The organism is Roseibium sp. (assembly GCF_050301095.1).
Lineage (GTDB): Bacteria > Pseudomonadota > Alphaproteobacteria > Rhizobiales > Stappiaceae > Roseibium.
This window is the reverse complement of sequence record NZ_JBNKYW010000074.1, coordinates 16,322-30,235: the sequence shown is the minus strand read 5'-3', so window position 1 is coordinate 30,235 and position 13,914 is coordinate 16,322. Positions and strand designations below refer to the sequence as shown.

10 protein-coding genes are annotated in these 13,914 nt (G+C 59.8%); 3 read left to right on the top strand and 7 right to left on the bottom strand.

Translation table 11 applies throughout. The annotated features are described in order from the left end of the window. From ACQY7U_RS06890 to ACQY7U_RS06870, 5 genes are all read right to left on the bottom strand, one after another. Positions 1-675 (bottom strand): sugar phosphate isomerase/epimerase family protein (locus ACQY7U_RS06890; RefSeq protein WP_428643084.1); only part of this gene is annotated, 675 nt, incomplete at its 3' end. Between the two features lie 31 nt (positions 676-706). Then, positions 707-1,801 carry an ABC transporter ATP-binding protein gene (locus ACQY7U_RS06885; protein ID WP_428643083.1) on the bottom strand — a complete coding sequence of 365 codons (1,095 nt, stop codon included), beginning with the start codon at positions 1,799-1,801 and terminating at the stop codon, positions 707-709. Positions 1,802-1,811: 10 nt separating this feature from the next. Continuing rightward, on the bottom strand, positions 1,812-2,693 hold the full coding sequence (locus ACQY7U_RS06880; RefSeq protein WP_428643088.1) for a carbohydrate ABC transporter permease: 882 nt from the start codon (positions 2,691-2,693) through the stop codon (positions 1,812-1,814). Positions 2,694-2,745: 52 nt separating this feature from the next. Next, positions 2,746-3,639: a carbohydrate ABC transporter permease gene (locus ACQY7U_RS06875; RefSeq protein ID WP_428643082.1), complete on the bottom strand. Its 894-nt coding sequence runs from the start codon at positions 3,637-3,639 to the stop codon at positions 2,746-2,748. Between the two features lie 138 nt (positions 3,640-3,777). After that, positions 3,778-5,010: an ABC transporter substrate-binding protein gene (locus tag ACQY7U_RS06870; protein WP_428643081.1), complete on the bottom strand. Its 1,233-nt coding sequence runs from the start codon at positions 5,008-5,010 to the stop codon at positions 3,778-3,780. A gap of 196 nt (positions 5,011-5,206) precedes the next feature. On the opposite strand from ACQY7U_RS06870, the gene ACQY7U_RS06865 reads away from it, so the two are divergent. From ACQY7U_RS06865 to ACQY7U_RS06855, 3 genes are all read left to right on the top strand, one after another. Further along, positions 5,207-6,235, top strand: coding sequence for a LacI family DNA-binding transcriptional regulator (locus tag ACQY7U_RS06865; protein WP_428643080.1), 1,029 nt, complete (start codon positions 5,207-5,209; stop codon positions 6,233-6,235). A 405-nt stretch (positions 6,236-6,640) separates the two neighbouring features. Beyond that, complete coding sequence (locus ACQY7U_RS06860; RefSeq protein WP_428643079.1) at positions 6,641-7,444, top strand: PstS family phosphate ABC transporter substrate-binding protein; 804 nt, start codon at positions 6,641-6,643, stop codon at positions 7,442-7,444. Between the two features lie 13 nt (positions 7,445-7,457). Next, positions 7,458-10,349, top strand: a complete 2,892-nt coding sequence (locus tag ACQY7U_RS06855; RefSeq protein WP_428643078.1) for a bifunctional diguanylate cyclase/phosphodiesterase — start codon at positions 7,458-7,460, stop codon at positions 10,347-10,349. A 72-nt stretch (positions 10,350-10,421) separates the two neighbouring features. Here ACQY7U_RS06855 and ACQY7U_RS06850 read toward each other — a convergent pair whose 3' ends face one another. Continuing rightward, the gene (locus tag ACQY7U_RS06850; RefSeq protein ID WP_428643076.1) at positions 10,422-11,438 is read right to left on the bottom strand and encodes a 2Fe-2S iron-sulfur cluster-binding protein; all 1,017 of its coding nucleotides are present in this window, start codon (positions 11,436-11,438) and stop codon (positions 10,422-10,424) included. Between the two features lie 30 nt (positions 11,439-11,468). After that, positions 11,469-13,127 (bottom strand): ethylbenzene dehydrogenase-related protein, encoded by a 1,659-nt coding sequence (locus ACQY7U_RS06845; protein WP_428643075.1) that lies wholly within the window; start codon positions 13,125-13,127, stop codon positions 11,469-11,471. Between the last annotated feature and the right edge of the window lie 787 nt (positions 13,128-13,914).

The window sequence follows — 13,914 nt, the reverse complement described above, 5'->3', positions numbered from 1 at the left end:
CACGAAGAGGTCGACGCCGATCCCGCGCAAGGCGGCCATGATGCCCTTCCAGTCCATGGTGCCCTGGCCGACATCCGCCCAGCCGTCCTCGTCGGCGCATTCACCCTCGGGCGCGATGTCCTTCACATGCGCCGTGGTGATGCGGTCGGCGTGGATGTTGATCCAGGTAAGCGGGTCCTGTCCGCCCCGGACGATCCAGGCAATGTCTGCTTCCCATTCGATGGAAGGTGCGGTTTCCAGAATGATGTCCATCGGCAGGCGGCCGTCCGCGCAAGTCTGGAACTCGAAATCGTGGTTGTGCCAGCCGAAGCGCAGGCCGGCATCACGGATCTTCGATCCGATAGCTTCCAGGCGCTCGGCAATCGACTGCCACATTGCTGCATCGGGAACACGCTGCTCCGGCGGAACGGCCGGAACGAAGATCCGCTCCATGCCGAGGGCTTTCGCCGTGGCGATCACTTTGCCGATATCGTCCTCGAACTGTTCCATCGGGAAGAAATGGCCGGACGGCATGGCAAGCCCGTTGGCGTCAAGCAGTTCGCGGAAGGCAGCCGGGTCTTCGTAGTTTCCGCCGAAGCCTTCGACCTGAGTATAGCCGAGACCGGAAAGCCGTTGCAGAACGGTTTCCCAGGGAGTGAATTCGCGTGCGGAATAGAGCTGGAAAGAAACATCCATCTTGAAGTGTCCTGATTGAGTAAGCGGCTCGTCAGAGCCGGTTTTCGGTTGTCTTGTCGAAGAGATTGGCGCGGGCAGGGTCGAAACCGAACGTGATGCTGTCGCCATGGGAGACGTTGGCCTGTCCATCCAGACGGATCCAGAGCAGCTGGTCGCGGCAGGTAATCCGGGCCAGCGTGTCGGAGCCGAGCGGTTCGACGAGCTCCACCTGGCCTTCCAGCCGGATCTTGGCGTCTTCCGCCTCCGCGCCACTGACCATGTGCTCCGGGCGGATGCCGAACCAGGCATCACCGGAAGCGGCATTCCCGAATTCGTAGCCGGCGAGTGAAAAGCTATGGTCTCCGGTCTCAAAACGCAGCACGTCGCCGCCTTCGATCCGGCCTTCGAAGAAGTTCATGGTGGGCGAACCGATGAACTCCGCGACATATTTGCTGGCCGGCCTTTTGTAGATCTCGTTCGGCGAGGCGAGCTGCAGGATCTGGCCGCCGCGCATGATGGCGATACGGTCGGCCAGCGTCATGGCTTCGATCTGGTCGTGGGTGACGTAGATCATCGTGTTGGAGAGTTTCTGGTGAAGCTGCTTGATTTCCACCCTGAGGTCCGCGCGCAGTTTGGCGTCGAGGTTCGACAGCGGTTCGTCGAACAGGAACACGTCCGCGTCGCGCACCAGTGCCCGGCCGATGGCGGCGCGCTGGCGCTGGCCTCCGGAAAGGGCGGCGGGTTTGCGGTTGAGCAGCGGTTCGATCTGCAGGATCTTGGCGGCCCGGTTGACGCGTTCCTCGATCTCGGCCTTCGGCACACCGGCGTTTTTCAGCCCGAAACTCAGGTTTCCGGCAACCGTCATCTGCGGGTAAAGCGCATAGCTCTGGAACACCATGCCGATGCCGCGGTTGGACGGCTCCTCCCAGGTGACATTGCGGCCACCGATGAAGATCTGGCCGTCGGTGACGTCAAGCAGGCCGGCAATGCAGTTGAGCAGCGTGGACTTGCCGCAACCCGAAGAGCCGAGCAGGACAAGGAATTCACCCTGCCCGACACTGAGGTTCAAGTCCTTCAGAACGTCGAGGCTCCCGAAGCTCAGGCAAAGGTTCTTGATGGCGATACTGGGGTCGATTCTTGCATCCATGGGACTGTCTTCAGCCTTTTACCGCGCCAGCGGCAATGCCGCGGACAAAGAGTTTTCCGGAAAGGAAGTAGATGGTGAGAGGAACCAGGCCGGTCAGGATCGTGGCGGCCATGTTGACGTTGTATTCCTTCACCCCCTGCGTCGAATTGACGATGTTGTTGAGCTGCACCGTCATCGGGTAGAGGTCCGGCTTGGTGTAGATCACGCCGAACAGGAAGTCGTTCCAGATGCCGGTCACCTGCAGGATCATGGCCACCACGAAGATCGGCAGGCTCATGGGCACCATGATCCGGAAGTAGATCGCCCAGAAACCGGCGCCGTCGACGCGTGCCGCCTTGAACAGTTCCTGCGGCACGGAAGCGAAGTAATTCCGGAACAGCAAGGTCAGGATAGGCATGCCGAAGATCGTGTGCACGATGACGAGACCCGTCAGGCTGCCGTAGAGCCCGATCTCGCGCAGCATGATCACGATCGGGTAGATCATCACCTGGTAGGGGATGAAGGCACCGACGATCAGGATGGTGAAGAAGGTTTCCGCACCCTTGAAGCGCCAGTTGGCCAGCGCATAGCCGTTGATCGAGGCGATGATGATCGATAGAATCACCGAGGGCACCAGGATCTTCACCGAGTTGAAGAAGCCGCGCGAGAGACCGTCGCAATTGAGCCCCGTGCAAGCCTCCGCCCAGGCCTTCACCCAAGGCTGGAAGGTAACCTCGACCGGGGGCGAAAAGATGTTACCGAGACGGATTTCGGGCATGCCTTTCAGCGACGTCACGATCATCACGTAGAGTGGCAGCAGGTAATATAGCGAGACCACGATCAGCGTGCCGTAGATGATGATGTTGCGGCGGGACAGGACCTTGCTCGGCTTGCGCCCGCGGGGTCCGGACATGGCCAGCACCGCGGCATTGTCTGCGGCCGGCGCGGCGGTGGAGTTCAACAGATCAGCCACGACGTTTGCCTCCGAATTCGAGATAGGCCCAAGGCACGACGATGATGACGACCGAGAGCAGCATCATGGTAGAGGCGGCAAAACCCTGGCCGAGGTTCTGCGACAGGAACATGGCGTCATAGACGTATTTGGCCGGAACTTCCGAGGAAATGCCGGGGCCGCCGCCGGTCTGGGCGACGATCAGGTCGTAGACCTTGATGATGCCGGAGGCGATCAGCACGATCGCGGTGATGAAGATGCCGCGCATCATCGGGATGACGATGAAGAGATAGGTCTTCCACATTGGGATGCCGTCGACCCGGGCGGCTTTCCAGATGTCTTCGTCGATGCCGCGCAATCCGGCCAGCATCAGGCACATGATCAGGCCCGTGCCCTGCCACAGGCCGGCGATCAGAATGCCGTAGATGACGATGTCGGGATTGTAGAGCGGATCGAAGGTAAAGCTCGTCCAGCCGAGATTGCGCACCACCTGCTGGATGCCGAAATCCGGATTGAGGATCCACTGCCAGGCAAGGCCGGTCACGATGAAGCTCAGCGCGAAAGGATAGAGCAGGATGGTCCGGAATGTGTCCTCGAACCGGATTTTCTGATCGAGCAATGCCGCCAGCAAAAATCCGATCAGCAGTGAAAACACCAGAGAGAACGCGCCGTAAATGGCCAGGTTCTCGATGGAGATCAGCCACTTGCTGCTGCTCCACAGACGGTCGTATTGCGCCAGACCGACGAATTTTTCCTTCGGTAGAAGCTTGGAATTGGTGAAGGAGTAGAGAACCGTCCAGGCGGTCCCGCCGACGAAGACCACCATTGCGGTTGTGATCATCGGAATGGCGGCCACCTTGGCACTCAGGTTATGGTGCCATCTCATGGGTCGCGTTGCTGCGGCCATGCCTTATGTCCTTGTCTATGCGAATGCCGTGACCGGCCCCGATTTCCCTGCACGCACCGGAGTGCGCGCAGGGCTGGAGGACGCCGCCCCTGCCTCAAGATGCCGGGCTCAGGGCGGCGCAAGGGCTGAGACGATCGATCAGTCGGCTTCTTCGATGATCGAAACGAAGCGCGCCTGGGCATCTTCGGCGGACATATCCGGAGTGTTGAAGAACTCGACGAAGAGGTCATTCACCAGCGACACGCTGTCTGCGGACATGAGCTGATCCGGCGTCTGGATGATGCTGCCCTTGGCAAGGATATCCAGCCCCTTCTTCATGCAGTCATTGGCCGCATTCAGGTCGACGTCACCGCGCACCGGCAGCGAACCCTTCTTCAGGTTGAAGGCGACCTGGGTTTCCGGTGACAGCATGACCTTCGCCAGGACACCCTGGGCTTCGGTGATGGCCGCGTCGTCCACTTTCGGGAAATAGAAGGCATCGCCTCCTGTCATGATCACCTCGTTGACACCGAGGCCCGGCAGGCAGGTGTAGTCCTTGCCGGCAACCTGGTTGGCGACCTGGAACTCGCCCTGTGCCCAGTCGCCCATGATCTGACCGGCAGCCTTGCCGGTAATCACCATGTTGGTGGCATCGTTCCAGTTCTGGACATTGGAGTTCTTGGCCATGTCGCGGGCAGTCGCAGCTGCCTGGAACACCTTGGTGATCTCCGGCCCGCCTGCGAGCCCGGTGTCCTTGTCGCCGAACACCTTGGTGTAGGCGTCCGGACCGGCGAGCGCGACCATGAGCACCTGGAAGGCGAGGGTTGTCTGCCAGGGCTGCTGGCCCATCGCCAGCGGCACGATGCCGGCTTCTTCGAGTTTGGGAGCGGCGGCGGCGAATTCGTCCCAGTTGGACGGAACCGGAATGCCGGCCTTTTCGAACACGGAGTTGTTCAGCCACAGCCACTGCTGGGAGTGAATGTTGACGGGAACGCAATAAATGCGGCCGTCCAGCGTGCAGCTGTCGAGAAGGCTGGACGGGCGGACCACTTCGGCCCAGTTTTCCGCCTTGGCGATGTCGGTAAGGTCGCGCATCAGGCCCGCCTCAACCAGCTCTTCGGCTTGGCGGCCGTGGTTGAACTGGGTGGCTCCCATCGGATCGCCGCCGGTAATGCGGCTGATCATGATCGGGCGGGCAGTGCCGCCGGAACCGGCGATGGCGCCGTCGACCCACTTGTTGCCGGTGGCGTCGAATGCCTTGGCGAATTCGGCGACGGCAGCCGCCTCGCCGCCGGAGGTCCACCAATGGGTGACTTCCAGGTCGGTCGCGTTTGCCGCGGTTGCCGCGCAAAGGGCGGTGGTCGCCGCAAGAACAGTCCTTATTGCTTTCATGTCTTCCTCCCACCGAACGATTGTCCGATTGTCCTCGTTTGCGGCTACCGCCGCGCTGTAATCGATTACATTTTCTTGTATCTGGTGATGTAATCGATTACATTCCTTATCATTCGCAGGAATGCCTCTTGTGTCAACCCGCAATGACGCGCCCCAGATGATATTTAGGTCCCGACCGCAGACGCCGGAGAGTTTCTTGGTCCAGAAAAACGTGAGAATCCAGGACGTTGCTCAAGCCGCGGGCGTCTCCACTGCAACGGTCAGCCGGGCGCTCAGCAATCCCGAACTCCTGACGGAGAAGACCCGGGAAAGCGTTTTTGCCGCCATCCGCTCGACCGGTTACAGGGTCAATCGGACGGCGCGGAACCTGCGCACCCGCCAGGCCGGTGCGGTGCTTGTCCTCGTTCCCAATCTCGGCAACCCCTTCTTTTCTCGGATCCTGGCCGGCATCAGCGAAAGGATCGGCGACTGCGACTATTCCGTCCTGATCGCCGATACGAAGGTCCAGACGACTTCCGGCAAGAAACTGGTCGACTACTTTCTGGACGCCCAGATCGACGGGATGATTTGTCTGGACGGATCGCTGCCGGACGAGGACCTGCAGCAATTCGAGGACAACGGCGTTTCCGGAAAAATCGTGTTTGCCTGTGAATGGGTGCATCACTCGAAGTTGCCCTCCGTCAGAAGCGACAACGGCGAGGGCGCAAGGCTGGCCGTCCGCCACCTTTACGATCTCGGGCACCGGAAAATTGCCCATATTACCGGACCTGAAGACAATGTTCTGACCCATGCAAGGCGGGAGGGCATGCTGCAGGAGCGGGCCCGCCTGGGTTTGCCGGTACGCGACGACTGGATCATCCGGGGAGATTTTTCGCTGGAATCGGGGCGTATGGCGGCGCAACGCATATTGGCCATGGAGGAACGTCCCACGGCTGTCTTTTGCGCGTCCGATCAGGTTGCGTTCGGCCTGATGTCCACCCTGACCGCTCATGGCGTGCGCGTACCGGAAGATATTTCGGTGGTCGGCTTCGACGATATCGAGCTGTCGGAATATTACGTCCCGGCCTTGACCACCATTCGCCAGGACCGGCATGCCCTGGGCATCAAGGCGGCTTCCCTGCTGCTGGACTGTATCGCTCCGGGTGGGGCTGGCCAGCAGGCGCCGTCATCGGCGGTAACTGTCGGTGTCGAACTGGTGGTTCGCTCGAGCGCCGCCGCCTTGTGACGGCGGCCGGGTGGCCCGGGGAGCATTGTAAATTTGTATGATGTTAGGACAATCAATTCGGCCCCACCTAGAGGATGAACAAATTTTGTTTGCATCTCATCTTTGAATATTCTTTTCGGCATTTGCGATGCCGAGCAAACAATTGAATATAACTGGTTGAATCCTTGAAATTGCAGAATGAATATTAAAATCGAACGAATTGCATATCAAAATACAGGTGGAAAGTTATTGCCGGTAGGCAAATATTACCCCGTCCCGGATTTTTAACAACTTTCAATGTATACAATCTCTATTGGTTGACTGTCCTGCAATACAGGTCTTTAATTTAATTTTCGACTTCGATTTAGCGTTTGATTAACTTGAATGCATTACTCTGAATGCCGAAATTTCAATTCGGTGGGAAAAATGCGCGCCTATTCCGTTTGCTTTGCCCTCGTGCTTGGCCTCTTGCTAATACCGGTCCGGACCGCCGTTGCTGAGGCGGAGCTCAAGGTTGTGGGGACCGGTGACGGTCTTGAAATGCTTCAGGAAATCGGCGAGGGCTTTTCCGAGGCCTATCCTGAAATTAACCTGTCGATACCACCGAGCATCGGCTCGGGTGGTGGAATTGCGGCGGTCAGCTCCGGTGCCGAACGTATGGGCCGCGTTGCGCGGCCCCTGAAGGAGAGCGAAGTCGAATTCGGCCTTGTCTACCTGCCGATCGCTCGAATCCCGAGCGCGATCTTTGCCCATCCCTCGACCGGTGTCAGCGAATTGACCAGCGACCAGCTCCTGAAGCTCTATTCGGGTGAAATCACCAACTGGACGGAAGTCGGTGGCGCCGATCTGCGTGTTCGTATCGTCCGGCGGGAGGACGCCGACAGCACCTTGCAGGTCCTGAGGGCGACGATGCCGGGCTGGCGGGACATGGAGTTTTCGCCGCGCTCCAAGACGGCCCTGACCACGCAGGACGCGATTTCGAGCGCCCGGGAAGTCGAAGGCGCGATTGCCTTCGGACCCTATTCCCGTCCGCTTGAAGAGGGGTTGTCCGTCTTGAAGATCGACGGACACCACCCGACGGATGACGGCTATCCGAGCGCCGTGGTACTCGCCCTGATCTACAAGGAGGGAACAATGGACGACCAGATGAAGGCCTTTATCGACTTCAGCCAGTCTGAAACAGCCCGAACCATGATCCGGAATTACGGCGGGGTGCCGACGCAGAGATAACGGCTCAACGAACATGCTACGCCATTCCTCTCTTCTCTGGCATTACACATATGGCGCCGTTTTCACGGCGCTGTGTGCGTTTGCTGGTCTGATCGGCCTTGTGGCCTTTCAGCTTGAAGACAGCATGGCACGGCAGGAAAAGGAGCTGCTGGAACTGTCCCAGTCCCGGCTTCTTGAAAAGCTCGATGCGGACGTCAAGCTTGCCGGAACGCGGTTGGAGTTCCTGTTTCAGGACAGGCTGCGCCGGGTCAACTCGATTGCCGAGCGCGTGGATACGGAAAAGGTGCTCGTATCCCGGAACGTTGTCGCGATCTCCGAGTTGCTGGGCCCGGCGGCGGAACTGGCGGACGTGGACGGGATCGTCGTCCTTGACGAGGAGGGGCGGGTGATCGGGGCCTCGTCCTACAAGGCCGACTTGGTGGCCTTGGGTGCCAGACTTCCCGATTTTGACTTCCATGCGGACATTCTCACGTCCTTGAAGGAAAGTTATCCCGGCAACAAGTTGACGATTTCCACGGTCCAGCCGGTCCGAAGCACCGGGGTTTTCGTTCCAAGTGACAAGGTCAACTCTGTCTCGCAGATCGTCTTCACGCCGGTCTTCGACGATTTCGGGTACGTCGTCGGTGGACTTCTGGCGCAGCGTTGGCTGCGTCCGCATGAACCCTTGCTGGTGGACCTTGCCGAAATCAACCATTTCGAGCTGGCCATCCTTCATGGCGAGACGGTGACCTCCAGGGCAAAATTCGACGGTGGCCTCGCCGATTTGGCCAGTTCCCCGTCCAAGGCCAGCATTACCGCGGATGGAAAGCGGGTCATCAAGTGCGGTCCCCTCGTCAGCCCTCTGTCTGCCTGTGCGCTGATGCCGATCGAAGCCCTGACCGAAACGCAGAACGAACTGACGCGGATCGGGACGGAGGAAGAGGCCAAGCTGCTGAAGTGGCTGTTTCTCTTCGGTATCCTGACGCTGATTGCCTTCGCGACGGTGGCATTCCTTCTCGCTCGGCAGATTACGCGGCCGCTGACCAAGATCACGCGTGTACTGTCCGGCATCGCGGCCGGTGACTTCGAGAACGAGGTGGTGGGAACGGAGCGTCACGACGAGGTCGGAGACATTGCCCGTTCCGTCGTGTCCCTGCAACGCTCGGTCAAGGAGCGCGATGCCCTGCGCGCGCGCGTCCATGAAAAGAACGTGATCCTGAGATCGCAGGAAGCGCAGCTTCGCGAACAGAACATTCTGTTCGATGCCGCGCTCAACAACATGTCCCACGGACTTTGCATGTTCGACGTCGACGGCAAGCTGATCGTCTCTAACCAGCGCTTTCTGGAGCTCTTCGAACTGGATGGCGACGCGGTAAGGCCCGGCATGACGGCCGAGGAGCTTGCCGGACTGCAGCATGTCGAGCCCGTTGAGAAGGAAAAGCCGGACTATTCTGAGGCCAGGATTACCTCGGGACGGCTGTCCTCGGGCATGCAGAGCACCGAGATGGTGAAGATCCGGTCAGGGCGGATTGTCCTGACCACCCGCCAGCCGTTGTCCGACGGCGGCTGGGTCGCCATTTCGGAGGACGTGACGGAACGCCAGGCCGCGCGCGACCGGCTGGCCTATCTCGCCCGGCACGACATTCTCACGCATCTGCCCAACCGGATCGAGTTCCGCGATCAGATGGAATTGCTGTTGAAGCGCCAGCAGATCCATGGCGGCGAATTCGCCATTCTTTGTCTGGATCTGGATGAATTCAAGACGGTCAACGATTCCCTCGGGCACCCGATCGGCGATGAGTTGCTGCGCCAGGTCGCGGATCGCCTGCGCCAACTGACCGATGACGGGGAACTGGTCGTCCGGCTTGGCGGTGATGAATTCGCCATCCTGATGGACTTGCCGAGCAGCCCGCATCAGGCAGACGAACTTGCGCAGTCGGTCATCTGGGAGTTGTCGCAGCCCTTCCAGATTGCGGACCACGAGATCGTCATCGGCGTCAGCATCGGCATCACCATAGCCAAGGGCGACGGCACGGCCGGGGACGAACTGTTCAAGCAGGCCGATCTGGCCCTCTACAGAGCCAAGGAAGACGGGCGGAGCACGCACAGGTTCTTCGAAGCGGGCATGGGCACTGTGGTCAACGAACGCAGGGAACTGATCACGGACCTCAGAAACGCAATCGCAAACGGCGAGATGGAACTCTACTTCCAGCCGCAATATTCACTTCAGGATTATTCCGTTACCGGCTTCGAGGCGCTCGTGCGCTGGAACCATCCGTCCCGTGGCCTCGTTTCCCCCGCCGACTTCATCCCGCTTGCGGAAGACACCGGCCTGATCTCTCCGCTGGGGGAATGGGTTCTCAAGGAGGCATGCCGGATCGCGGCTGACTGGCCGCAGCACTTGCGCGTTGCCGTCAACCTGTCCCCCCGGCAGTTGCGGGGCCACGCCTTCGGCCCGATCCTGGTCGAAACGCTGGTGAAAACGGGTCTGCGGGCAGACCGGCTGGAACTGGAAGTGACGGAAAACGTGCTGCTGACGGATGCAGAGGAAGTGCTGGAGGCGCTGCATCAGGCCAAGTCCCTCGGCGTCAAGGTGTCCATGGACGATTTCGGGACGGGCTACTCTTCGCTCAGCTATCTCCGCCGGTTCCCGTTCGACAAGATCAAGATCGACCAGTCCTTCGTTCGTTCGATGGCCTACTCGGATGATTCGATCTCCATCGTGAAGGCCGTGATCGAGCTGGCCAAGAACCTGAACATGACCACGACGGCAGAGGGCGTTGAAACCCTTCAGTTGCTCGACATGCTGGTGGAAATCGGCTGCACCGAAGCCCAGGGCTACTATCTTGGCAGGCCGATGCCCCTGAGCGAGATCAAGGGACTTATCCAGAACGAAAGGCGCACGCCGGCTCTGGTGGTGCAATAAGACCGCCGGTCACCGGATGGAGCCGACGGCAAGATTGCTTCGGCTGCTGCTGTTACCCTCCCCGGGGTAATCCTATTGCGCTGAAGCCGGCGCGAACGGACCGGCCGCCTTGCGCAGCAGAGAGCTTGCCATCGCGAGAACCCCCCGGTCTTCCTCGGCCACATAGAAGGGATCGGCGTAGAAGGTCGCACCCGCCACCCGGGCGAGCGTGCGCATGGCTTCAACATGCGCCGGCGCTCCAGCCGAGTAGACGATGTGATCGGCCGTCAGGTTGCCGACAAGGTCCTGCGGCCGGTCCGTCATGACCGTCTCGTTGTCGCCGTCGCTGGCGGTCAGGGTGATGGGGATGCCGCGGCTCTGCAGCCAGCGGACCGCATCGCGCATGTAGAGGCCGTCCTTGGTGCGTGCGCCCGCGATGATACGGATTTCACGGTCGGGCTGTCCCAGGCTGGCGGCGACCGCGATCGACCAGATCGGTGCGAAGCCGGTTCCGGTGGAAGTGAGCAGCAGTGGTTCCGGCTGCCGGCGCAGGAAGGCGTTGCCGAACGGACCGCGCAGCTTGACGCTGTGGCCCTTGTCGATCTGGTTGCCCAGCTTCGAGGATACGATGCTGTCCGGGTAAACCTTGATGTGGAAGACGACGACATTCTCGTCGGCGTCCAGGTTGAGTGGCGTGGTCGGACTGTAGTCGCGGGGCGGGTAACCGGCGAATGTGGCGCGCAGGTACTGTCCCGGAAGCCAGGTGACCGGCCTTGCCACGCGGACGCGCACCTCCAGATAGTCGTCCTTGATCTTCTGGATCGTCTGCACGACACCCTTGACCGTTTTCACGATCGGTACGGGATCGTAGGAGATCTCCGCGTCGCCCTCCAGCACGGCGAGGCAGCCGAGAACCGTGTTCTTTTCAAGCGTTCCCTGATCGTCGACCTGGCCGCTCAGGACCCGGACACGGCAGGTTTCGCATTGGCCGGAACAGCAGTCATGAGGAAGGACGATTCGCCCGCCGAGCCCGGCGTCGATGAGCGTGTCGCCGACATTGGCCTTCACCGGTTTGCCGTTGATCGTAACGGTGCACGTGCTTTTAGACATCTGGAATTTTCCGTAACAGCGTGGGAAGGATCACTCGAAGGTCAGGCGGACGGGGCGGGAATGCCGCGAATGGCGGATCTGGTTGTGGTCGAAGGCGGACACCCACAGATAGAGCCCGTCCCGCATCGCAAGATCCTTTTCGTCACCTGTGTCCATGTCCCGGACAATTTCGAGCGTCCAGTAACCGTCCTGCCAGTGGGCTCCGGCAGAAAGATCCGCACGGTTGCCGCTGTAGCCGTTGTTCATGATCAGTACGCCGGGAAGCACGGTTCCGACAGGGATCTCGGCGTCTTTCTCGGGCGAATAGGGTACGGTTTCGTCCTTGAACATCCACCACTGGGACCCCTCGTCGACGCTGGCATCCGGAGTGAGTTCGATGGTGCCCATCTTGGCAACCGTGGCCTTGTAGTCGATCGGGAGACGTTTGACTGCGACCGTGCCGTGGTAACGGGTCTTGGGGTCGCCGACATAGTTCACGTCATAGGCGGCCTTGCCTTCGTCGGAATGGTAACCCGCCTTGTAGCGCGCCTCGCCTGCCGCCTCCTTGGGGTTCGGATCGAGCGGAGTGCCGAACCACATATCGTCCACATAGCCCAGCACGCCGCCACGCGCTGACTTCCATTGCCAGACATCGACCAGGCTTCCGTCGGTAGTGTAGTGAAGGCCGACCCCGGCATAGGCGGCGGGTTTGTCCGCCAGCGGCTTCGTACCCAGATGGGTTGCGCCGCCGCCGCCGAATGTGTCTGTTCCGGCAAGTACGACGGCGAACTTGTCCTCGTAGAAGGCCGTTTCGTCCGAGCGGTCGGCATTGTTGTTGAGGATGTGCCAGCCGTCCTCTTTCTTGATGAGCGGGTGCCGTTTCAGAGAGTGGGTGGCGTCATTCCAACGGAAACCTAAGGCGACCTTGTCGCCGACCTGAAGGGCGCGGACTTCCACGGTGGAAGCGCCCGTTCCAAGAAAATTGGAGCCTTGCTGCGTTTCGACGAACACCGGCTCGGCCGTCTGCCAGACGGCGTCATTCAGGCGTCCGTCCAGAACCGGAAGCGTGTCGGCGCGGGAAACGATCAGGTCGCTGCGCGTGCCGAAATCAAGGGAAACGGCCCCCGCTATGACGACGGCGCCGATTGCCATGGAAATGGCCAGCGGATGTGCCGCCATGCCCGGGAAACGTCTGAGCGCCTGTGGACGGAACAGCCTCAGCAATTGCGCCACCCCGCCATAGGCATAATGCAGGATCACATGGGCGAAGATATAGGTCAGCACGACGAGTGCCGACCAGTAGTGAACGCTCACCCAGAGCCCGCCGTGGCCGAGGTAGAGCACAACGCCGGTCACCGTCAGTGTCAGGACCGCTGCAAACAGGAGCCAGTAAGCGATGACGTTGACCGCGGCAAGGCGCAGCTTGGTGCTCGCCGGCAGGGTCAGGACAACGATCTTCTTGGAGGAGATGCGCCGCTTCAGGCGCGCGAAGGACATGTAGGCGGAATAGGCGAAGATAAGCGCCAGGACGAAAACCGCCGAAATGTAGTGCCAGGTCCAGAGTTCGCCTTGAGGCAGGATAGGCTCGAACAGCTTCGAGAACCATGCCCCTTCGGCGGCGGTTGAAAACCGCAGACCCGTCAGCAGGCTGGTGAAAATCGCAATCACCAGGGTCCAGTGCAGGAGAATGGTGCCAATGTCGCTGCGCACGGGAGGCTTGATGTCTTCCGGTCTGCGGGCCGCCCGGTTTTTCCCTTTTGCATCGGACTCGGTCTGCCCGGATGCATTTGGCGGAGAAGTGAGCTCGAGAGGGTGATGTGTCACTTGGTCCGTCAACTTATCCTCCAGATTCCAGCGGTCATGCGAATACCGTCGGATATCAATCGCGATGCAAATATTAATTGTCAAACCAAATTATTAAGAAAAATTAACGAAATTACGAGAAAAATGTAAAGAGTATTAAAAATTACAACTTCAATTAAACCACTGCGTGTAGTGCAATGCATGCGTTGGTGTATACGAAAGTTTTGAGGTTGGGGAATTACGTAGGGGAAATAAATAAAAATGCCAGATGTTGTTATTATTTGCTCTCGAAAGTAGGGGGAGTCTGCTTGCTTTCCTTTAGGTTGAGAATTTTGAACGGAATACAACGCCGCGCCGGCCTACTTATCGGGAGGTGCACCGGTTTTACCAGGGAATCTGATCGGAAGGATTTGGTCCGGGAGATGGCGATCCTCAAAGGTAAGGCTGGTCGAAGCGGCCGGCTTCCCACCTTCTTGTGGAGAATCTGAGCGGATTTCAGGGCCTGTTCTTGCGCGTCACCCCGGACAAGCGGAGCCCACTCGCAGTACAACTTGTTGCAGCTCGACATGTTCTGCCAAAACGGTGCCTCACTCGCCGTCTCTGGAAACGAGTGGGCCCCGGGTCTCGCGTTGCTCGCCCGGGGTGACGCCGTTGGTTGCCGTAAACCTCAACAAAAGTGCAGTTTTGGTCGCGT